Annotated in this window: 19 protein-coding genes; 13 read left to right on the top strand and 6 right to left on the bottom strand. The window is 54.6% G+C overall.

The genetic code is table 11. From position 1 onward, the window contains the following. Positions 1-56: 56 nt before the first annotated feature. Positions 57-1,889 (top strand): ATP-dependent DNA helicase RecQ, encoded by a 1,833-nt coding sequence (gene recQ / locus EPYR_RS01130; RefSeq protein WP_012666592.1) that lies wholly within the window; start codon positions 57-59, stop codon positions 1,887-1,889. Between the two features lie 58 nt (positions 1,890-1,947). Here recQ and rhtB read toward each other — a convergent pair whose 3' ends face one another. Then, a complete protein-coding gene (gene rhtB, locus EPYR_RS01135) occupies positions 1,948-2,571 on the bottom strand; it encodes a homoserine/homoserine lactone efflux protein (protein WP_012666593.1) in 624 nt (207 codons plus the stop codon). 111 nt (positions 2,572-2,682) lie between these two features. Here rhtB and pldB point away from each other — a divergent pair, with 111 nt between their 5' ends. Both pldB and yigL read left to right on the top strand, forming a co-directional pair. Further along, positions 2,683-3,675: a lysophospholipase L2 gene (gene pldB / locus EPYR_RS01140; RefSeq protein WP_012666594.1), complete on the top strand. Its 993-nt coding sequence runs from the start codon at positions 2,683-2,685 to the stop codon at positions 3,673-3,675. A gap of 60 nt (positions 3,676-3,735) precedes the next feature. Continuing rightward, on the top strand, positions 3,736-4,536 hold the full coding sequence (gene yigL / locus EPYR_RS01145) for a sugar/pyridoxal phosphate phosphatase YigL (RefSeq protein WP_012666595.1): 801 nt from the start codon (positions 3,736-3,738) through the stop codon (positions 4,534-4,536). Between the two features lie 98 nt (positions 4,537-4,634). Here yigL and glpT read toward each other — a convergent pair whose 3' ends face one another. The 3 genes from glpT to metR form a co-directional block, all read right to left on the bottom strand. Continuing rightward, on the bottom strand, positions 4,635-5,981 hold the full coding sequence (gene glpT / locus EPYR_RS01150; RefSeq protein ID WP_012666596.1) for a glycerol-3-phosphate transporter: 1,347 nt from the start codon (positions 5,979-5,981) through the stop codon (positions 4,635-4,637). A 370-nt stretch (positions 5,982-6,351) separates the two neighbouring features. Beyond that, positions 6,352-6,822: a YehS family protein gene (locus EPYR_RS01155; protein WP_012666597.1), complete on the bottom strand. Its 471-nt coding sequence runs from the start codon at positions 6,820-6,822 to the stop codon at positions 6,352-6,354. Between the two features lie 103 nt (positions 6,823-6,925). Next, positions 6,926-7,864 carry an HTH-type transcriptional regulator MetR gene (metR, locus tag EPYR_RS01160; protein WP_012666598.1) on the bottom strand — a complete coding sequence of 313 codons (939 nt, stop codon included), beginning with the start codon at positions 7,862-7,864 and terminating at the stop codon, positions 6,926-6,928. Between the two features lie 150 nt (positions 7,865-8,014). On the opposite strand from metR, the gene metE reads away from it, so the two are divergent. Then, positions 8,015-10,288, top strand: coding sequence for a 5-methyltetrahydropteroyltriglutamate--homocysteine S-methyltransferase (gene metE / locus EPYR_RS01165; RefSeq protein ID WP_012666599.1), 2,274 nt, complete (start codon positions 8,015-8,017; stop codon positions 10,286-10,288). Positions 10,289-10,347: 59 nt separating this feature from the next. On the opposite strand, the gene EPYR_RS01170 is transcribed toward metE, so the two are convergent. After that, on the bottom strand, positions 10,348-11,184 hold the full coding sequence (locus EPYR_RS01170) for a dienelactone hydrolase family protein (protein WP_014538446.1): 837 nt from the start codon (positions 11,182-11,184) through the stop codon (positions 10,348-10,350). 288 nt (positions 11,185-11,472) lie between these two features. Here EPYR_RS01170 and udp point away from each other — a divergent pair, with 288 nt between their 5' ends. The 9 genes from udp to tatD all read left to right on the top strand — a co-directional run bounded on the left by udp (position 11,473) and on the right by tatD (position 19,568). Further along, positions 11,473-12,237: a uridine phosphorylase gene (gene udp / locus EPYR_RS01175; RefSeq protein WP_012666601.1), complete on the top strand. Its 765-nt coding sequence runs from the start codon at positions 11,473-11,475 to the stop codon at positions 12,235-12,237. A 174-nt stretch (positions 12,238-12,411) separates the two neighbouring features. After that, positions 12,412-13,947: a DNA recombination protein RmuC gene (gene rmuC, locus EPYR_RS01180; protein WP_012666602.1), complete on the top strand. Its 1,536-nt coding sequence runs from the start codon at positions 12,412-12,414 to the stop codon at positions 13,945-13,947. A 74-nt stretch (positions 13,948-14,021) separates the two neighbouring features. Beyond that, on the top strand, positions 14,022-14,777 hold the full coding sequence (gene ubiE, locus EPYR_RS01185; RefSeq protein WP_012666603.1) for a bifunctional demethylmenaquinone methyltransferase/2-methoxy-6-polyprenyl-1,4-benzoquinol methylase UbiE: 756 nt from the start codon (positions 14,022-14,024) through the stop codon (positions 14,775-14,777). Positions 14,778-14,789: 12 nt separating this feature from the next. Continuing rightward, positions 14,790-15,395 carry a ubiquinone biosynthesis protein UbiJ gene (gene ubiJ, locus EPYR_RS01190; RefSeq protein ID WP_012666604.1) on the top strand — a complete coding sequence of 202 codons (606 nt, stop codon included), beginning with the start codon at positions 14,790-14,792 and terminating at the stop codon, positions 15,393-15,395. Further along, positions 15,392-17,029 (top strand): ubiquinone biosynthesis regulatory protein kinase UbiB, encoded by a 1,638-nt coding sequence (ubiB, locus tag EPYR_RS01195; RefSeq protein ID WP_012666605.1) that lies wholly within the window; start codon positions 15,392-15,394, stop codon positions 17,027-17,029. The genes ubiJ and ubiB overlap by 4 nt, the downstream gene beginning before the upstream one ends. A gap of 119 nt (positions 17,030-17,148) precedes the next feature. Beyond that, positions 17,149-17,406 carry a twin-arginine translocase TatA/TatE family subunit gene (gene tatA, locus EPYR_RS01200; protein ID WP_012666606.1) on the top strand — a complete coding sequence of 86 codons (258 nt, stop codon included), beginning with the start codon at positions 17,149-17,151 and terminating at the stop codon, positions 17,404-17,406. 3 nt (positions 17,407-17,409) lie between these two features. Beyond that, positions 17,410-17,949: a Sec-independent protein translocase protein TatB gene (tatB, locus tag EPYR_RS01205; protein ID WP_012666607.1), complete on the top strand. Its 540-nt coding sequence runs from the start codon at positions 17,410-17,412 to the stop codon at positions 17,947-17,949. 2 nt (positions 17,950-17,951) lie between these two features. Continuing rightward, a complete protein-coding gene (gene tatC, locus EPYR_RS01210; RefSeq protein ID WP_012666608.1) occupies positions 17,952-18,713 on the top strand; it encodes a Sec-independent protein translocase subunit TatC in 762 nt (253 codons plus the stop codon). Between the two features lie 75 nt (positions 18,714-18,788). Then, entirely contained in the window at positions 18,789-19,568 is a 780-nt protein-coding gene (tatD, locus tag EPYR_RS01215; RefSeq protein ID WP_041473963.1) for a 3'-5' ssDNA/RNA exonuclease TatD, read from the top strand. A gap of 28 nt (positions 19,569-19,596) precedes the next feature. Here the strand turns inward: tatD and rfaH are convergent, their stop codons facing one another. Continuing rightward, positions 19,597-20,097 carry a transcription/translation regulatory transformer protein RfaH gene (gene rfaH, locus EPYR_RS01220; protein ID WP_012666610.1) on the bottom strand — a complete coding sequence of 167 codons (501 nt, stop codon included), beginning with the start codon at positions 20,095-20,097 and terminating at the stop codon, positions 19,597-19,599. Positions 20,098-20,281: the final 184 nt, after the last annotated feature.

A 20,281-nucleotide genomic window follows, 5' to 3' on the forward strand; every position in this document is an offset into this window, starting at 1 on the left:
AGCAACCGGGTGGTGTTTCCCGGTTGAATTTATGTCATTGCATATATGGGGACAATGTGTCTACGGCAGCAGTCATCAATAACGAAGCGCTGGCAGGCCAGGTATTGCGTGATACCTTCGGCTATCAGCAGTTTCGACCGGGACAACAAACCATCATTCAGGAATCGCTGAACGGGCGTGACTGTCTGGTGGTGATGCCAACCGGTGGGGGCAAATCGCTCTGCTATCAAATTCCGGCGCTGGTGCGTCAGGGGTTGACGCTGGTGGTGTCACCGCTGATCTCGCTGATGAAGGACCAGGTCGATCAGCTGCTGGCCAACGGGGTGGCAGCGGCCTGCCTTAATTCGACGCAAAATCGAGAAGAACAGCAAAATGTCATGGCTGGCTGTCGCAGCGGAACAGTGCGTTTGCTCTACATTGCCCCTGAACGTCTGATGATGGACAACTTCCTTGAGCAGCTGACGCACTGCAACCCGGCGATGCTGGCCGTGGATGAAGCCCATTGTATCTCGCAGTGGGGCCACGATTTCCGCCCGGAATATGGCGCTTTGGGCCAGCTGCGTCAACGGCTGCCTGACGTCCCGGTAATGGCGTTAACGGCGACAGCGGATGAGACCACCCGTAACGATATTGCCCGCCTGTTACAACTTAATGACCCACTGATTCAGATCAGCAGCTTCGACCGGCCGAATATTCGCTACACGCTGGTAGAAAAATTTAAGCCGACCGAACAGCTGCTGCGCTACGTCCAGGATCAGCGCGGCAAGTGCGGCATTATTTACTGCAACAGCCGGGCGAAAGTCGAAGATACCGCCGCCCGCCTGCAAAGCCGTGGTTTGAGCGTGGGGGCTTATCACGCCGGAATGGATAACGCTCACCGCGCTCATGTGCAGGAAGCATTTCAGCGCGACGACCTGCAAATTGTGGTGGCAACGGTGGCATTCGGGATGGGCATCAACAAGCCCAACGTGCGTTTTGTGGTTCATTTCGACATTCCGCGTAATATCGAGTCCTACTATCAGGAAACCGGGCGCGCCGGGCGCGATGGCCTGCCTGCTGAAGCCCTGCTGCTGTACGATCCGGCCGATATGGCCTGGCTGCGCCGCTGCCTGGAAGAAAAAACACAGGGGCCGCTGCAGGATATTGAACGCCATAAGCTGAATGCGATGGGCGCCTTTGCCGAGGCGCAGACCTGCCGCCGCCTGGTGCTGCTGAACTATTTCGGCGAAGGACGTCAGCAGGCTTGCGATAACTGCGATATTTGCCTCGATCCACCGCGCCGCTACGACGGCCTGCTCGAAGCGCAAAAAGCGCTTTCCTGCATCTATCGCGTGGGTCAGCGCTTTGGCATGGGGTATATCGTTGAGATCCTGCGCGGTGCCAATAATCAGCGTATTCGAGATATGCAGCACGATAAGCTGCCGGTGTACGGAATAGGTCGCGATCTCAGCCATGAACACTGGACCAGCGTGCTGCGCCAGCTGATCCACCTCGGTTTGGTGACGCAGAATATTGCTATGTACTCGGCACTGCAGTTAACCGAAGCGGCTCGTCCGGTGCTGCGTGGTGACGTCTCCCTGTTGCTGGCCGTGCCGCGCCTGGTGAGCGTGAAAACACGCAGCAGCAGCCAGAAATCCTTCGGCGGCAATTACGATCGCAAGCTGTTTGCCAAATTGCGCAAACTGCGCAAGGCGATTGCTGATGAGGATAATCTTCCGCCGTACGTGGTATTCAACGACGCAACGCTGATTGAAATGGCAGAGCAGATGCCGATCACCGCGTCAGAAATGCTGAGTGTTAACGGCGTCGGGCACAAAAAGCTGGAGCGCTTTGGCAAGCCGTTCCTGTTGATGATTAAAGAACATATCGACGGCGGTGACGAAGAGTAATCTCTGCGGCGCAGGTCACGAAAAAGCAGGCTGCTGGCGCGCAGCCTGCTTTTTTTATTCAGGCAATTCGTCTTGCTGAGGCCAGCAAGGCGCCTACCGCCATAAACAGGCCGCCGAAGATGCGATTCAGTAACCTCATCTGATGCGGGCCTTTAATCCACGCTGAAATACGTCTTGCCAGCGTGGCGTAACCCATCATAACAATGATATCGACTACCACCGTGGTTACCCCCAGCACCAGGTACTGCATGGCCTGCGGCTGATGTGGCAGGATAAACTGCGGGAAAAGTGCCGCCAGGAAGACGATACTTTTCGGGTTGGTCAGGTTCACCATCACCGCACGTTTAAACAGCTGACGGCGCGGCATCGCTGCGGCCAGCGCGTTCAAATCAATGGCTCCGGCAGATCGCCACTGCTGAATGCCCAGCCACACCAGATAAGCCGCCCCGGCCCATTTCAGGATCTCAAAGGCCAGCAGCGATTGGGAGAACAGCGCGCCTAACCCGATACCGACCAGCACGATGTGCAGCGACAATCCCACCTGCAGGCCAGCAATAGAGGCGACAGCGCCGCGATAACCGTGGCTGATGCCGGTGCTCATGGTATTAATAGCACCAGAACCCGGCGACAGGCTTAAGATGAGGGTTGTTAACAGATAGGCCAGCCACCATTCAGTCGTCATGGTAAAACTCCCGGAAAACGCTCGATTGTGACACAATACGTTATTGTCTAACGCCTTGCTACGGGTAACTCTGTCCCTGCTGAGAGAAGTACCCTTTGTGGAAAACGCCTGATGGAACTGCACCAGAAAAGCTGGTTAACGCGTGAAAAAGCCTTTGCGGCTTTTGCTACCGGCCCGTTGCTGGATTTCTGGAAGCAGCGCGAAGAGGGCGAGTTTGCCGGGGTGGCAGACGTACCGATCCGCTACGTCCGCTTCATCTCACCGCAGCATGACAAGGTTATATTATTGTGTCCGGGGCGCATTGAAAGCTATGTCAAATACCCGGAGCTGGCCTACGACCTGTTCCATAGTGGATATGACATTTTCATTATCGATCATCGCGGGCAGGGGCGATCGGGCAGGCTGCTGAAGGATTCACATCGTGGGCACGTCGTGGCGTTCGAAGACTACGTTGACGATCTGGAAACGCTGTTTTTACAACAGATCGTCACGCGTGACTATCGCCATCGCTACGCGCTGGCGCATTCGATGGGCGGGGCGATCCTCGCCCTGATGCTGGTACGACAGCCAGCGGCCTTTGCTGCGGTGGCGCTGGCTTCGCCGATGTTTGGTCTTTTTCTACCGATGCCTTTATGGATGGCGCGCCGCATTCTCAACTGGGCGGAAAAGCGCCCAACGGTGCGCGATGATTATGCGCTGGGAACCGGCAAGTGGCGTGCGCGCCCGTTTGCGGTAAACGATCTGACGCACAGCCGCGAACGCTATCGCCGCAATGTGCGCTTTTATGCCGACGATCCCGGCATCCGCGTTGGTGGCCCGACCTATCACTGGGTGCGCGAAGGCGTGCGCGCCGGGCAAAGCGTTTTGCGCCAGGCTGAACAGATCGCCACCCCGCTGCTGCTGCTACAGGCCGCCGACGATAAGGTCGTCGACAACCGCGCTCAGGATCTGTTCTGCCAGACGATGCTGGCGGCGGGTCGGCCCTGTGAGGGTGGCAAGCCGATGATTATTGAGGGTGCGCATCATGAGATCCTGTTTGAGAAGGATCGGATGCGCGCAGTGGCGCTTGAAGCCGTCCTCGCCTTTTTTGCCCGCCATGCCTGAATGGCCAGAATTAAGTGATTGGTGGGCGCTTCCCGCCAGCCAACATTAACCAGAGGTGTTATGTACCGTATTGTTGCTTCAGACCTGGACGGCACGCTGCTGCTGCCAAACCACACGCTTTCCCCCTACGCCCGCGAAACGCTGCAGCTGCTGACCGCTAAAGGTTTTCATTTTATCTTCGCCACCGGACGTCACTATATTGACGTGGCGCAGATGCGCGACAGCCTCGGCATTGACGCCTGGATGATCACCTCTAACGGCGCGCGCGTGCACAACACCGCCGGTGAGCGGGTGTTCAGCCATAATCTTGACGAAGATATCGCGCACGAGCTGTTTACCATGCAGCATCATCATGCAGATATTTACACCAATGTTTACCGGGATGAAGAGTGGTTCCTCAACCGCCATCGCCCCGATGAAATGGATTTCTTCCAGGAGTCTGACTTCGCCTACCAGATTTATCAGCCGGGGCAGCTGGCCGCCGATGGCATCAGCAAAGTCTTTTTCACCTGCGCCATTCCTGAACTGCTCATGCCGCTGGAGCAGGCGCTGTTAGCGCGCTGGGGCGATCGGGTAAACGTCAGCTTCTCGCTGCCAACCTGTCTGGAAGTGATGGCAGGTGGCGTATCAAAAGGCCACGCGCTGGATGCGGTAGCAAAATCCCTGGGTTATTCGCTGCGCGAGTGCATCGCTTTTGGTGACGGTATGAACGACAAAGAGATGCTGAGTATGGCGGGCAAAGGTTACATCATGAGTAACGCTCATCAGCGGCTGAAGGATGTACTGCCAGAACTGGAGGTGATTGGTTCAAATGGCGAACAGGCGGTGCCGCACACTCTGCGCCGACTGTTTGACGTTTAAGAAAATCGGTAAGTGCTCTGTACCGACGAGTGACGTCTGCCGCCGGCCTGACAACCGGATTTAACAGGCAGAGAGTTTATTCTATGCCTGTTGTCGCGTTAAATTGCGCGGAGATGCTCCTTGTGTTTCTTCTCACTGAGCATGGTGAGAATGAGCAAAATAACCGCCAGCACACAGCCACCGACCATAATGATAAAACCGCCATTCCAGCCGAAGCCGTCGACGGTGTAACCGACGATGGCGCTGGCGGCGACTGAACCGCCCAGATAGCCAAACAGCCCGGTGAACCCCGCCGCAGTGCCCGCCGCCTTCTTTGGCGCCAGCTCCAATGCATGCAGGCCGATCAGCATCACCGGCCCATAAATCAGAAAGCCGATAATCATCATGCAGGCCATGTCCACGCCCGGGTTTCCGGCCGGATTCATCCAGTACACCACGGTGGCGATGGTCACCAGCACCATAAAGAACACCCCGGTCGCGCCACGATTGCTTTTAAATACCTTGTCCGACATCCAGCCGCATAGCAGGGTGCCGGGAATACCGGCGTATTCATAGAAAAAGTAAGCCCATGAAGATTTATCAAGGGTGAAGTGTTTCACCTCTTTCAGGTAGGTCGGCGACCAGTCGAGGATGCCGTAACGCAACAGATAGATAAACACGTTGGCCAGCGCGATATACCACAGCAGCTTGTTGGGCAGGATGTACTGCTTAAAAATCTGCTTAGCGGTAAGCTCTTCTTCATGCTTTTCGTCGTAATCAGGCGGATAGTCATTTTTGTACTCCTCAATCGGCGGCAGGCCGCATGATTGCGGGGTATCACGCATCAGCGCAAAGGCGAAAATGGCCACCACGATAGCGCCAAAGGCAGGCATATACAGCGCGGCTTTCCAGTCGTTGAACCAGGCCATGCCCAGCAGGAACAGTAACGGAGGAATACCGCCGCCAACGTTATGCGCACAGTTCCATACTGATACGATGCGGCCGCGCTCTTTCTGTGACCACCAGTGCACCATGGTGCGCCCACAGGGGGGCCAGCCCATGCCCTGAAACCAGCCGCACAGAAACAGCATCACGAACATCACCATAATGCTCGATGTTGCCCAAGGCACGAAGCCCATAAACAGCATTACCACGGCGGCAAGGATCAGTCCGGCAGGTAAAAATACGCGTGGGTTGGAACGGTCAGAAACCGAGCCCATAATAAATTTAGAGAATCCGTAGGCGACAGAAATACCCGAGAGCGCAAAGCCGAGGTCACCGCGTGAAAAACCCTGTTCAATCAGGTAAGGCATCGCCAGCGCGAAATTTTTACGCACCAGATAGTAGGCGGCATAACCGAAGAAGATGCCCAGAAAGATCTGCCAGCGCAGCTTGCGGTAGAGCGGGTCGACGCGGGAGCCATCAACGCGGGGTTGATGCGCGGCGGGTTTGAATATGCTTAACATTTAAGCCTCCCGAGGCTCAGAGACTGACATTCCTGGTGAAATGTGGCGCAGAGGAACAACATGCTGCCGTGAGGGGCCATCATGTTTCATTCCGCGCACAGACCAGGGAGTACCAGGGAATTTGACTGTGAAGAAGGGCGCAAATGTTACATTTTTATGACACTATCTGTGTCATTAAAAGGCCGCATATCGTCTTGATTGAATGCTGTTTTGTGATTTTTGTCACGATAATTGCGCGGGCAAACTTTATGGTTTCGTTTGATGAGTGGTTTTGTTCTAAAAGGAATGCTTTGCAGGCAGGGAGTTTGTGTGGACAAGCGAAAATGATTAACGCCATACGATGACGTTAATCAGTGACAGAATATTGCGCTTATTTTTTAGCCGGGCGGATTTTCATCGTCAGGCCTTTAAGGAAATTACGCAGGATCTGATCGCCGCATTCACGGTAGTTTTTGTGTCCTGGCTTGCGGAAGATCGCCCCAATTTCTGACTGACCTACCGCAAAATCAGCGCTTTTTAACAGCTCGATGATATCAGTGGTTTTCAGATTGAACGCCACGCGCAGTTTTTTCATCATGATGTTATTGGTCATTTTGCGCTCGATGGAAGGGGCGGGTGCGTCCTCGCTTCTGCCACGGCGCTCAAAAATCAGGCCATTAAGAAAGTAACCCATGATGACATCGGGGCAGGGGCGATAGTCTGGCTCATCCTCTTTTTTCAGGAAGCTGTGCACTTCGGCTTCGGTGACTTCGCTCTCTGCCAGCGCCAGAATGCTTACAACTTTCGCATCGCTTAAATTCAGCATGTATCGCACGCTGCGCAGGACGTCATTATTGGTCATAAAAACTCTCTTCAGTGAAACTGTTGCAGTGCGCGCAGTATACCCCTTCATTCCCGAAGCTGCATCCCGGTAAACAGCCGCCAGCTAAATGCCGACGGTTGACTCAGACACGGTGATCAGAAGGGAGGGGCGTTCCGGGACGTGACGCATTGCGTACCCGTGGTAAATTATCGCATGCGTGCTGACGCGCGGATCGGGTAAACGCCTCAATGACAGGTTGACGTTGTTCACCGTCGCGAACTGCGGCATACAGCCGGCTCCACAGGCCATCGCCCAGCGCTTTAGTGACCACCAGGCCCTGGTGTTCAAAACTTTCCACCACCCAGTGAGGCAGGGCAGCGATACCCATTCCGGCTGAAACCATCTGAATTAACAGCAGGGTATTATCCACGCTTTTCAGCGCCGGACTGACGCCTGCAGGCTGTAGGAAATGACGCCAGATATCCAGGCGCTGACGCTGCACCGGGTAGATCATCAGCACTTCGCTGGCGAGATCTTCCGGAGAGATCGTCGCCTTTTGCGCCAGAGGATGGTCGGGAGCCAAGACCAGACGCACTTCAAAATCGAACATCGGCGAATAGAACAGCCCACTGCGCGGCAGAATATCGGATGTCAGAACGACGTCCAGCTCGCCCTGTTGCAAGGCTGGCTGCGGGTCAAAGGTGACGCCGGATTTAAAGTCCATCACCACCTGTGGCCAGCTTTGACGGAATTCGTTGAGCGCCGGAGTCAGCCACTGAATACAGCTGTGGCATTCAATGGCGAGACGCAGCGTGGTTTGATGCGGTTCGTGGCAGGCCTGTAACGCCTGCTGTATCTGTGGCAATACCTGCTCAGCCAGCTGTAGCAGGACTTCCCCTTGTGGCGTTAAACGCAGCGGCTGGCTTTTACGCACAAACAGTCGGAAACCCAGACGTTGTTCCAGGTCGCTGAACTGATGTGACAACGCCGACTGCGTTTGGTGAAGCTGGGCGGCAGCGGCGGCCAGCGAGCCGGTATTTTGCAGAGCCTGAAGCGTTCGCAGGTGTTTGAGTTCGATCATGAGAGTCCTTCACATCGACAGTGAATATTTTGCGCTTGTGGTTAATACAGTACCTGCGGATTATAGCGGTGTAAACATCTGGACGTCCAAATGAATATCGAGCGAATCAGGACGTGTTCAGCTAACGATTAATTTAAAGAGGCACAACTGATGACTATTCTGAACCATACTCTCGGCTTCCCCCGTGTCGGCCTGCAGCGCGAACTGAAAAAAGCGCAGGAAAGCTACTGGGCGGGTAACAGCACTCAGGAAGAACTGCTGGCAGTAGGACGTGAGCTGCGCGCCCGTCACTGGCAGCAGCAGCAAGGCGCTGGCGTGAATCTGCTGCCGGTAGGTGACTTTGCCTGGTACGACCACGTACTGACCACCAGCCTGCTGCTGGGTAACGTTCCGGCACGTCACCAGAACAAAGATGGTTCAGTTGACCTTGATACCCTTTTCCGCTTAGGCCGTGGCCGCGCACCGAGCGGTGAACCCGCCGCTGCGGCAGAAATGACCAAATGGTTTAACACCAACTATCACTACATGGTGCCGGAGTTTGTGCAGGGCCAGCAGTTTAAACTGACCTGGACTCAGCTGCTGGATGAAGTCGACGAAGCGCTGGCGCTGGGCCATAAAGTGAAACCCGTGCTGCTTGGCCCGGTGACCTATCTGTGGCTGGGTAAAGTGAAGGGCGACCAGTTTGACCGCCTTAGCCTGCTGCAAGATATTCTGCCGGTCTACCAGCAGGTGCTGGCGGAACTGGCTAAGCGCGATATCGAATGGGTGCAGATTGACGAGCCGGCGCTGGCGCTGGAACTGCCTGCCGAATGGCTGGCTGCCTTTAAACCTGCTTATGACGCGCTTCAGGGGGAGACTAAACTGTTGTTGACCACCTACTTTGACAGCATTGGCCAGAACCTTGATACCATCAGCGCGCTGCCGGTGCAGGGGCTGCATGTTGACCTGGTGCACGGTAAAGATGATATCAGCCTGCTGAACGGCAAAGTGCCGGCAGACTGGCTGCTGTCCGTTGGTGTGATTAACGGCCGTAACGTCTGGCGTGCGGATCTCAGCAGCTGGTTTGAACGCCTGCAGCCGCTGGTTGCACAGCGTAAACAGCTGTGGATTGGTTCTTCCTGCTCACTGCTACACAGCCCGATTGACCTGAGCGTGGAAACCCGCCTGGATGAAGAAGTGAAGAGCTGGTTTGCCTTCGCCCTGCAGAAGTGTTCTGAGCTGGCCCTGTTGAGCAACGCGCTGAACAATAATGACCCGGCTTCACTGGAAGCATGGAGTGCGCCAGTTCGCGCCCGTCAGCACTCTACCCGCGTGCATAATGCCGCCGTAGGCCAGCGCCTGGCGGCGATTTCACCGCAGGACAGTCTGCGTAAGAACAGCTATCAGGTACGTGCTGAAGCTCAGCGTCAGCGCTTCCAGCTACCGGCGTGGCCAACCACCACCATCGGCTCTTTCCCACAAACCACTGAAATTCGTGGGCTGCGCCTCGACTTCAAACAGGGCCGTCTGGACGGCACCCGCTACCGTACCGGCATCGCGGAGCACATCAAGCAGGCTATCGTCGAGCAGGAGCGCTTAGGGCTGGACGTGCTGGTGCACGGCGAAGCGGAGCGTAACGACATGGTGGAATACTTCGGCGAACACCTTGACGGCTTCATCTTTACGCAGAATGGCTGGGTACAGAGCTACGGTTCACGCTGTGTGAAACCACCCGTCATCATCGGTGATGTCAGCCGCCCGGAAGCCATCACCGTTGAATGGGCGAAATATGCTCAGTCACTGACCGACAAGCCGGTAAAAGGCATGCTCACCGGTCCGGTAACCATCCTGTGTTGGTCATTCCCGCGTGAAGATGTGTCGCGTGAAACCATCGCCAAACAGATTGCGCTGGCGCTGCGTGATGAAGTGGAAGACCTGGAAAAAGCGGGCATTGGCATCATTCAGATTGATGAACCTGCTCTGCGTGAAGGGCTGCCGCTGCATCAGTCCGACTGGGCGGCTTATCTGGAGTGGGCGGTAGATGCCTTCCGTCTCAATGCCGCCGTTGCGCAGGACGACACCCAGATCCACACCCACATGTGTTACTGCGAGTTCAACGACATCATGGATTCGATTGCCGCGCTGGATGCGGATGTTATCACCATCGAAACCTCACGTTCTGATATGGAACTGCTGGAGTCGTTTGAAGAGTTCGAGTATCCGAACGAGATCGGTCCGGGCGTTTACGATATTCACTCGCCAAACGTGCCAAGCGTTGAGTGGATGGAAGAACTGCTGCTTAAAGCGGCACAGCGCATCCCTACTGAGCGTCTGTGGGTTAACCCGGACTGTGGCCTGAAAACGCGTGGCTGGACGGAAACTCGCCAGGCGCTGGCAAACATGGTGAAAGCGGCGCAAAACCTGAGAAATGCACAAGAAGCTTAAATATCTGTGTTGTTGTGTTTTGATGTAACGACTATTTGGGGCGCTTAGCGCCCCTTTTTTTATGCTTCCGACGTCACGCCATACTGCCTGAACCATGCCAGCATTCGCTGCCAGCCATCCTTAGCGGACCCGGCCTCATAGCTTGGGCGGTAGTCAGCGTTAAAAGCGTGTCCGGCATCGGGATAGACAATAATCTCGGCGTTGGCATTGGCGGCACGCAGCGCATGGCGCATGGTTTCGACGCTGTCTGGAGGGATGCCATCGTCTTTACCGCCGTAAAGCCCCAACACGGGCGCATCCAGATCCACCGCAACATCCACCGGCTGTTTTGGCTGCTTCATCGTCTTATCCCCCACCAGCTTGCCATACCAAGCAACGGCGGCTTTCAGCTGCGGATTATGCGCGGCATAAAGCCAGGTAATGCGCCCACCCCAGCAAAAACCGGTCACCGCCAAACGGCGTATATCACCGCCGTGGCGTGAAGCCCAGTTAGCCACATGATCGAGGTCGGCCAGCACCTGGCTGTCAGGGATCTTACTCACCAGCTCTTTGAACAACGTGGGGATATCGGTGTAATCAGCGGGATCGCCCTGACGAAAATAGAGTTCGGGTGCGACCGCCAGGTAACCTTCCAGCGCCAGTCGACGACAGATATCGCGAATATGTTCGTGAACGCCAAAAATTTCCTGTACCACCAATACCACCGGCAAAGGGCCGTGTGCATGGCGTGGTTTGGCGTGGAACGCGGGCATATTTTCGCCCTGAGTTGGGATGGAGGTCTCACCACTGAGAATGTCGGCGCTGTCGGTAATAATCGTGCTGGCAGCGGCAGGAACGACCGCCGGCGCGAAGCCTTTGTTGCTCAATTTTTGCGTCATGTTATCTTCGGTTTTCATGGTCATCTCCGTGCAGGCGCTACATGTTGTCAGCTAACTATAGTCAGGAATGCGTTGAGATTAGCGATCGAATCAGAGTAACTCTTTATCACCAGATACAGCTTGTCTACAGCACCAGATGAGCGAAAATGGCCATAACTGATGGTTAAATGGGATTTGGATCACCTTTTAAAGTTCGGATGATGCAATTTTCATTTTGATTAAGGATGTTCGTCACATAGAGTCAGGAGGAATTTTCTTACATTAACATTTTCTCATCATCCGCAGGTTCCGCATCAGGAGTATGAAATGCCACAGTCTGACGTTTTCCATCTCGGCCTCACTAAAGCCGATCTTCAGGGCGCTACCCTGGCCATTGCGCCCGGCGACCCGGAGCGGGTGAAGAAAATTGCTGCGCTGATGGATAATCCGGTTCATCTGGCCTCGCACCGTGAATTTACCAGCTGGCGTGCTGAGATCGCGGGTAAAGCCGTCATAGTGTGCTCAACCGGGATCGGGGGGCCTTCCACCTCCATCGCCGTGGAAGAACTGGCTCAGTTGGGCGTGCGTACCTTTCTGCGCGTCGGCACTACCGGCGCTATCCAGCCGCACATCAACGTGGGCGATGTGCTGGTCACCACCGGTTCAGTCAGGCTGGACGGTGCCAGCCTGCACTTTGCGCCGCTGGAATTTCCGGCGGTGGCGGACTTTACCTGTACTACCGCGCTGGTGGATGCGGCAAAAGCGCAAGGTGCGAGAACGCATATCGGTATCACGGCTTCCTCCGACACCTTCTATCCCGGCCAGGAGCGGTACGATACTTTCTCTGGTCGGGTGGTCAGCCGCTTCCAGAATTCAATGCAGGAGTGGCAACAGATGGGCGTGCTGAACTATGAAATGGAGTCGGCAACGCTGCTGACCATGTGTGCCAGCCAGGGACTGCGCGCCGGCATGGTCGCCGGGGTGATTGTTAACCGAACCCAGCAAGAGATCCCGGATGCGGAAACCATGAAAAGAACCGAGAGTGACGCGGTGAAAATCGTGGTTGAAGCTGCACGCCGTTTGCTGGAATGATCCCTGATGCGGGCCACGTCTGTTTGTGGCCTGCAAATCTCGTTTCCTTGCAATATATCTTCGAGCTGCCCCGCTTTTTTACTGGGATGGGGCGCTCTTCGTTGTATTTTGTCTGGACATTTATACAGTGCGCCTCTATTTTTCCCCTGTCAGGGGTTCAGCAGGAGAATCAGGGTGGATGTCACAATCATGTACGGCGCAGGCTTTGCTCTGGCCGGGATACTGGCAGGCTGGCTGCTTGCCTCGCTACGCTGTCAGCAGCAGCTGGCGAAAGGCGAAACAGAACGGCAGCTGCTGATGCAGTCGGCGGAACAGGCGCAGCATGAACGCCAGCGTTTGCAGCAGCAGCTTGACGGCCATCTGCTGATGCAAAAACAGAATGAGCATGAGCAGCGCCAGCTGCATGGCTCACTGGCGGCGGCCGAGGAAAAACTCCACCACCTTGAACACTGGCGCAGTGAAACCGAGCAGCTGACGCGTGAGCTGCGCACGCAGCTGGAGATTAACAGCGCCCAGGAGGCGGAGCTACGCGAAGTCACCATCCGGCTTGAGGAAACGCGCATGGCTGCCGAGGAGAAACAGCGGCTGCTGGTGAACAGCGAACAACGCCTGAATGCCCAGTTTGAAAATCTGGCGAATCGCATCTTCGAAAATAGCGGACGCCGCGTTGATGAACAAAACCGCCAAAGCCTGCATGGCTTGATCACCCCACTACGCGAACAGCTGGAGGGGTTCCGCCGTCAGGTACAGGACGGATTCGGTCAGGAAGCGCGTGAACGCCATACGCTTGCCCACGAAATTCGCAACCTGCAACAGCTCAATGCCCGGATGGCTCAGGAAGCCATTAACCTGACGAAAGCGCTGAAAGGGGATAACAAAACCCAAGGTAACTGGGGGGAAGTGGTGCTCAGCCGGGTGCTGGAAGCTTCCGGCCTGCGCGAAGGGCATGAATATGAAACTCAGGTCAATATTCAGCTGGAACAGAATGGACGCATGCAGCCCGATGTCATCGTCCGTTTGCCGCAGGGCAAGGATGTGGTTATTGATGCGAAGATGACGCTGGTCGCCTATGAACGCTACTTTAACGGCGAAGACGAAGCGCAGCGTGAGGCGGCGGTCAGCGAGCATATCGCCGCTATTCGCGGACACTTACGCCAACTGAGCCGAAAAGATTATCAACAATTACCGGGTTTACGCTCGCTGGATTATGTGTTGATGTTTATTCCAGTTGAGCCAGCCTTCCTGCTGGCTATCGACAGGCAGCCTGAACTGATCAATGAAGCGCTGAACCAAAATATCATGCTGGTCAGCCCGACTACGCTGCTGGTAGCGCTGCGTACCATCAACAACCTGTGGCGTTATGAGCATCAGAGCCGTCATGCACAGCGTATTGCCGACCGTGCTGCCCGCCTGTATGACAAAATGCGTCTGTTTGTCGATGATATGAGCGCCATCGGTCAAAGCCTTGATAAAGCTCAGGACAGCTACCGCCAGGCCATGAAAAAACTGTCGGAAGGGCGCGGCAACCTGATTGCCCAAAGCGAAGGTTTTCGCCAGTTGGGCGTTGAGATAAAACGGCCGATTAATCCCCGGCTGGTGGAACAGGCGCTGCCGGAAGAGGCAGAAGAAGCGCAGGATAATGCGCGTGAGCAGGGGCCTGAAAATATCGACTACGCTTCTCGCAGTATGTCTCACGGCATCAATGAATAAGCGCAGGGTCAGTGTTTGCATGGCCCGATTCTGGTACACTTGGCTAATATTTGATTGTAGAGCAGGCAAAACAAATGGCAGATGAATCAAAGGATACTACCCACTTCGGCTATAGCACCGTCGCGAAAGATGAAAAAGCCGGTATGGTTGCTGATGTTTTCCATTCGGTTGCGGCCAAGTATGATCTGATGAACGATCTGATGTCATTGGGTATTCACCGCATCTGGAAGCGTTTTACCATCGACTGCAGCGGCGTGCGTCGCGGGCAGCGCGTTCTCGACCTTGCCGGCGGTACGGGCGACCTCACGGCGAAATTCTCGCGCCTGGTCGGGGAAACCGGTGAAGTGGTGCTGGCGGATATTAACAGCTCGATGCTAAAAGTGGGCCGCGAAAAGCTGCGTAACAAAGGGATTATTGGCAACGTTAATTACGTGCAGGCGAATGCAGAAGCCTTGCCTTTCCCGGATAACTATTTTGACTGTATCACTATCGCTTTTGGCCTACGTAACGTGACCGATAAAGATAAAGCGCTGGCGTCGATGTTCCGGGTGCTTAAACCGGGTGGCCGTTTGCTGGTGCTGGAGTTCTCTAAACCGCAGTTCGAGCCGCTGAACAAGGCCTACGACGCCTACTCTTTCCACATCCTGCCGCGAATCGGTGAAATAGTGGCAAAAGACGCCGGCAGCTATCGCTATCTGGCAGAATCCATTCGTATGCATCCCTGTCAGGAAACCCTGAAGCAGATGATGATGGATGTGGGCTTTGAAAACACCACGTATCATAATCTGACGGGCGGCATTGTTGCTTTGCACCGTGGATTTAAGTTTTAAACAGGGATAAGCATGACATTAATGCCGCTGTTAACTGCCAGTCTGGAGACCGCGCTTAACCGGGTTTTATATCGCGACCGTGGCCTGAAGTTGGCTCGTCAGCGCCTCAATGGCCGCAGCCTGGCGATTGTCCTGGCCGAGCTAAAGCAGCCAGTCACTTTTATTTTCAGTGAACAGCAGGTGGATGTGATTGGTCACTGGAGTGATATCCCGGACTGTACGGTGAAAACCCGTCTTGCCACGCTGCCGAAATTACGCGATCGCCAGCAGCTGACTACGCTTATCCGCAGCGGTGAGCTGGAGGTAGAAGGCGACCTGCAACTGGTGCAGCAATTTTCTGCTTTGCTGGATTTAGCTGAACTGGACCCGGCAGAGTACCTGTCTCCTTGGGTTGGCGACATTGCCGCACAGGGAATGACCCGGTTCTTCCTTCGTGGCTTTCATGCCGTGCGGCGAGATGTGCAACGTAAGCAGGGTTATCTGGCGCAGACACTGACCGAAGAGTGGCGCCTGGCGCCGGGGCCGCTGGAGCTTGCATGGTTTGCAGAAGAAGTTGATGCGTTGTCACGTTCGCTAAATGCCCTTGATGCCCGTATTAATCGTCTGGAGAAAAAATGACCTTCGGTGAACTGCGCCGTTTGTATCTGATTATCCGCGTTTTTCTCAGTTACGGCCTTGACGAACTCATTCCTAAAACGCGCCTGGCCTTGCCTCTGCTGCTTTGGCGCAAATGCCTGTTCTGGATGCCAAACATTCATAAAGATCAACCCCTGGGTGCACGTCTGCGCCTGGCGCTGGAACAGTTGGGGCCGGTGTGGATTAAGTTTGGCCAGATGATGTCTACCCGCCGCGATCTGTTCCCGCCCCATATAGCCGATCAGCTGGCCATGCTGCAGGACAGGGTTCCTCCTTTCGATGGGGCGCAGGCGCTGAAGCTTATTGAGCAATCGTTAGGTGCGCCTGTTGAAAGCCAGTTTGACAACTTTAATATCGTTCCGCTGGCGTCGGCATCCATCGCGCAGGTGCATACGGCAACCTTGAAAGAGAACGGCCGCGAAGTGGTGATAAAAGTGATCCGGCCCGATATTCTGCCCGTGATCAAAGCCGATATGAAGCTTATCTACCGCCTGGCGCGCTGGGTTCCGCGTTTGCTGCCTGATGGCCGTCGTTTGCGGCCGCAGGAAGTGGTTGCTGACTATGAAAAAACGCTGCTTGATGAGCTAAATCTGCTGCGCGAGGCCGCCAATGCTATTCAGCTACGGCGTAATTTTGATCAAAGCAGGATGCTGTATGTGCCGGAAATTTTCTCGGACTACTGCAGCGAAAATATGTTGGTGATGGAGCGAATTTACGGTATCCCCATCTCTGATGTGGCCACGCTGGAACAGCACGGCGTAAACTTGAAGCTGCTGGCAGAGCGCGGTGTGCAGGTGTTCTTTACTCAGGTTTTCCGCGACAGCTTCTTCCATGCGGATATGCATCCGGGCAATATCTTTGTCAGCTACGAGCACCCGGAGGATCCGCAGTATATCGGTATTGACTGCGGTATTGTCGGTTCGCTTAACAAAGAAGATAAACGCTATCTGGCAGAAAACTTCATTGCTTTCTTCAACCGCGATTATCGCAAGGTTGCGGAACTGCATGTGGACTCGGGTTGGGTTCCGGCAGATACCAATGTGGAAGATTTCGAGTTTGCCATCCGTACCGTGTGCGAACCTATTTTCGAGAAACCGCTGGCGGAAATTTCCTTCGGCCATGTTCTGCTCAATCTGTTTAATACCGCGCGCCGCTTTAATATGGAGGTCCAGCCGCAGCTGGTTCTGTTGCAGAAAACATTGCTGTATGTGGAAGGGGTTGGCCGCCAGCTTTATCCGCAGCTGGACCTGTGGAAGACTGCTAAGCCTTTCCTTGAAAACTGGATCAAAGATCAGATTGGTATTCCGGCCATCGTGCGTGCGTTAAAAGAGAAAGCGCCGTTCTGGGCCGAGAAACTGCCGGAGCTGCCGGAGCTATTCTATGACAGCCTTCGCCAACACAAGCATTTGCAGCATAGCGTTGACCGACTGACGACGGATCTGAAGGGGGAGCGCGTCAGGCAGCATCAGTCGCAATATTTATTTGGCATTGGTGCCACTTTGCTACTGAGCGGCACTGCGGTTCTGCTGTCGCGCCCGGCATGGGACATGCTTTCTGCCGCGCTGATGGCCGCAGGCTTTGTGTCCTGGCTGGTTGGCTGGCGCAGGACAAGCTGACTGTCATGAAAGGTAAATAGGCCGCTTATAGCGCGCGTAAAAGGCTTTGCGCATCGTCAGTAAGACATAAGCTGTTATATACTTAAGACTCGCATCAATTATTGATATCAGAGGTAATAATGGGTGGCATTACACTTCCGCATTTATTGATCATCGCCGTATTGGTGGTACTGTTGTTTGGTACTAAAAAACTGCGTTCACTGGGTTCTGACCTCGGTTCTTCTATCAAAGGCTTCAAAAAAGCCATGAGCGATGAAGACGACAAAGAAAAAGAAAAAGAGAAAGCCAATGCTGAAGATGCTGATTTCAACGCCAAACTGGCGGATAAACAGCATACTGAAGTGAAGAAAGAAGACGTTAAGAACGACAAGGTATAAACCGTGTTCGACATAGGTTTTAGTGAACTGGTTCTGGTTTTCATTATTGGTCTGGTGGTGCTTGGCCCTCAACGGTTACCGGTGGCGGTCAGGACGGTGATGGGCTGGATCCGCGCGCTGCGTTCACTGGCAACCAGTGTTCAAAACGAACTGGCTCAGGAGCTGAAGTTTCAGGAACTGCAGGATGGCCTGAAAAAAATTGAACAGGTCAGTAAAGACAACCTCTCGCCTGAGCTTAAAGCCTCGGTAGAGGAGCTGAAGCAAACTGCGAATTCGATGAAGCGTTCATACCTCAGCGAAAATGAAAAAGCGGATGACGAAGCCCATACCATTCGCAATCCGTTGCAGAAAGATGCGCAGGAAGCCCATGACGGCGTAACCCCCGCGCAGGCGGATCTTCAGGCTGATGCTCCGGCACAGGCACCTGTTACGGTGACTCAGAAGGCTTCATCGGAGCCGCAGCCTGATATCAAACAGGAGCCGCCAGCACCCGTTGCTCCGCGTGCATCCGTGACCTCTACTCCACCGAGTGACGAACGTTAAACATGGCTGTTGAAGATACCCAACCGCTTATCAGCCATCTGATTGAGCTGCGTAAGCGCCTGTTGCACTGCATTATTGCCGTTCTGGCCATTTTCCTGTGCCTGGCTTATTTCTCGAACGATATTTACCAGCTGGTATCCGCTCCGTTGATCAAACAAATGCCTGCCGGGGCCAGTATGATTGCCACCGACGTGGCGTCACCGTTCTTTACCCCGATTAAGCTGACCATCATCGTTTCGCTGTTTCTTGCGGTGCCGGTTATTCTTTATCAGGTCTGGGCCTTTGTCGCCCCGGCGCTTTATCGCCACGAGCGCAAGCTGGTCATGCCGCTGTTGTTTTCCAGTTCATTCCTATTCTATCTGGGGATGGCTTTCGCCTACTTTATCGTCTTCCCGTTGGCGTTTGGCTTTTTCGCCAAAACTGCGCCACAGGGCGTACAGATTGCCACCGACATTAATAACTATCTCGATTTTGTGATGACGTTATTTATGGCGTTTGGCGTGTCGTTTGAAGTCCCGATTGCTATCGTACTGCTGTGCTGGACCGGTGTTACCACGCCAGAAGATCTCAAGGCCAAACGCCCTTATGTGTTGGTTGGCGCGTTTGTCGTCGGCATGCTGCTAACGCCACCGGATATTTTCTCCCAGACGCTGTTGGCCATCCCGATGTACTGTCTTTTTGAGGTCGGTGTGTTTGTCTCGCGTTTTTACGTAGGTAAGCACCGCCGTGACGAGGAACAGGACGACGAATCGGAGCAAGGCTGAGCGAGCGGCCGCTGCGGGTAACAAATGTTGAATTAATTAACCGCCCGACAGGGCGGTTACTGTTTGGAAGGGATTATGTTTGATATTGGTGTAAATCTGACCAGCACCCAGTTTGCGAAAGATCGTGATAAGGTGGTAAAACGTGCGCGTGAAGCGGGCGTTAGCGGCATGCTTATCACCGGCACCAATGCGCTAGAAAGTCAGCAGGCACTCAGCCTGGCGCGCCAGCACGCGGATTACTGCTGGTCAACGGCCGGCGTGCACCCTCATCATGCCAGCGAATGGTCGGCTGAAACCGCTGCAACGCTGCGCCGGCTGTCGGAAAGCCCTCATGTTGTGGCTATCGGCGAATGTGGCCTCGATTTTAACCGCAATTTCTCGGAGCCAGAACAGCAGGCCTGGGCGTTTAATGCCCAGCTGGCGTTGGCCGCAGAGCTGTCTATGCCCGTATTCCTGCACTGCCGTGAAGCCCACGAGCGTTTCATTTCAATTCTTAAACCCTGGCTGCCCAGGCTAAAGGCGGCGGTACTGCACTGCTTTACCGGCACGCGTGCAGAACTTGAGTCCTGCCTGGCAGAGGGCTTATCTATTGGCATTACCGGCTGGATATGCGACGAACGGCGTGGACAGGAACTGCGTGAACTGGTGCCACTGATCCCCGTAGACCGCCTGCTGCTGGAAACGGATGCCCCCTGGCTACTGCCCCGAGATATGCGTCCGCGTCCGCCATCAAGACGTAATGAACCCTGCTTTTTACCGCATATCGTGCAGCAGGTAGCATTATTACGTGGGGATGACGTTGACGAACTGGCGGCGCAAACGGCGTTAAACGCACGTACACTGTTCAGTCTTTAGTGTGGCCGGGGCATGACATGTGCCCCTGCTAAGGGGCAGGTTTACAGCATCTGAACTGTTGATTGGCGATACTGCGCACGACCTGCTTATTTAACAGGTTTAACAGCAGCATCGATCGCGCTTCACCATCCGGTTCAGTAAATATCGCTTTCAGCCCTTCGAACGCCCCCTCGGTGATCATCACGGTATCGCCTGGTTGTGGCAATTCCCCGTCGTCAAGAGGTAACGCAGGACCGACCTGCAAAGCGTTTATCACACCTTGCGGCACGGTGGCAGGCTGATTGCCAAATCGAACGAAATGACTGACTCCACGCGTTGCACTGATGGTAGTGGTATGGATTGATTCCGGGTCGAATTCGACGAACAGATAATTAGGGAACAGCGGTTCACTGACTTGGGTGGGTTTACCACGCACTATTTTCTCTAAAGCAACCATCGGGCTAAGGCAATGAACTGCCTGGCGCTCAAGGTGTTCTTGTGCACGCAGTAGTTGGCCTCGTTTGCAGTAAAGTAAATACCAGGATTCCATAACATCACTTTCCAATTATCTTGCCTGCAAGAATAGCAAAATCGTTGTCATAGTTATAGCGAGATCGGAGACAGCGGCGGGTTGCCAAATGCCTTAATGACAGTTAATGCATCGCGCGATGAATTTAAATCCGCATTGATTATCATATTTGCAAGGCAACAGCGCGTCTAAACTTACCAACAAA

The sequence above is a fragment of the Erwinia pyrifoliae DSM 12163 genome (assembly GCF_000026985.1).
In the GTDB taxonomy this organism is placed as follows: domain Bacteria; phylum Pseudomonadota; class Gammaproteobacteria; order Enterobacterales; family Enterobacteriaceae; genus Erwinia; species Erwinia pyrifoliae.

What these genes read in the sequence shown, in the direction of transcription:
- rhtB (WP_012666593.1), bottom strand. Translation starts at nt 2,571, where the DNA reads ATGACGACTGAATGGTGGCTGGCCTATCTGTTAACAACCCTCATCTTA.
- pldB (WP_012666594.1), top strand. Translation starts at nt 2,683, where the DNA reads ATGGAACTGCACCAGAAAAGCTGGTTAACGCGTGAAAAAGCCTTTGCG.
- yigL (WP_012666595.1), top strand. Translation starts at nt 3,736, where the DNA reads ATGTACCGTATTGTTGCTTCAGACCTGGACGGCACGCTGCTGCTGCCA.
- glpT (WP_012666596.1), bottom strand. Translation starts at nt 5,981, where the DNA reads ATGTTAAGCATATTCAAACCCGCCGCGCATCAACCCCGCGTTGATGGC.
- EPYR_RS01155 (WP_012666597.1), bottom strand. Translation starts at nt 6,822, where the DNA reads ATGACCAATAATGACGTCCTGCGCAGCGTGCGATACATGCTGAATTTA.
- metR (WP_012666598.1), bottom strand. Translation starts at nt 7,864, where the DNA reads ATGATCGAACTCAAACACCTGCGAACGCTTCAGGCTCTGCAAAATACC.
- metE (WP_012666599.1), top strand. Translation starts at nt 8,015, where the DNA reads ATGACTATTCTGAACCATACTCTCGGCTTCCCCCGTGTCGGCCTGCAG.
- EPYR_RS01170 (WP_014538446.1), bottom strand. Translation starts at nt 11,184, where the DNA reads ATGAAAACCGAAGATAACATGACGCAAAAATTGAGCAACAAAGGCTTC.
- udp (WP_012666601.1), top strand. Translation starts at nt 11,473, where the DNA reads ATGCCACAGTCTGACGTTTTCCATCTCGGCCTCACTAAAGCCGATCTT.
- ubiE (WP_012666603.1), top strand. Translation starts at nt 14,022, where the DNA reads ATGGCAGATGAATCAAAGGATACTACCCACTTCGGCTATAGCACCGTC.
- ubiJ (WP_012666604.1), top strand. Translation starts at nt 14,790, where the DNA reads ATGACATTAATGCCGCTGTTAACTGCCAGTCTGGAGACCGCGCTTAAC.
- ubiB (WP_012666605.1), top strand. Translation starts at nt 15,392, where the DNA reads ATGACCTTCGGTGAACTGCGCCGTTTGTATCTGATTATCCGCGTTTTT.
- tatA (WP_012666606.1), top strand. Translation starts at nt 17,149, where the DNA reads ATGGGTGGCATTACACTTCCGCATTTATTGATCATCGCCGTATTGGTG.
- tatC (WP_012666608.1), top strand. Translation starts at nt 17,952, where the DNA reads ATGGCTGTTGAAGATACCCAACCGCTTATCAGCCATCTGATTGAGCTG.
- tatD (WP_041473963.1), top strand. Translation starts at nt 18,789, where the DNA reads ATGTTTGATATTGGTGTAAATCTGACCAGCACCCAGTTTGCGAAAGAT.
- rfaH (WP_012666610.1), bottom strand. Translation starts at nt 20,097, where the DNA reads ATGGAATCCTGGTATTTACTTTACTGCAAACGAGGCCAACTACTGCGT.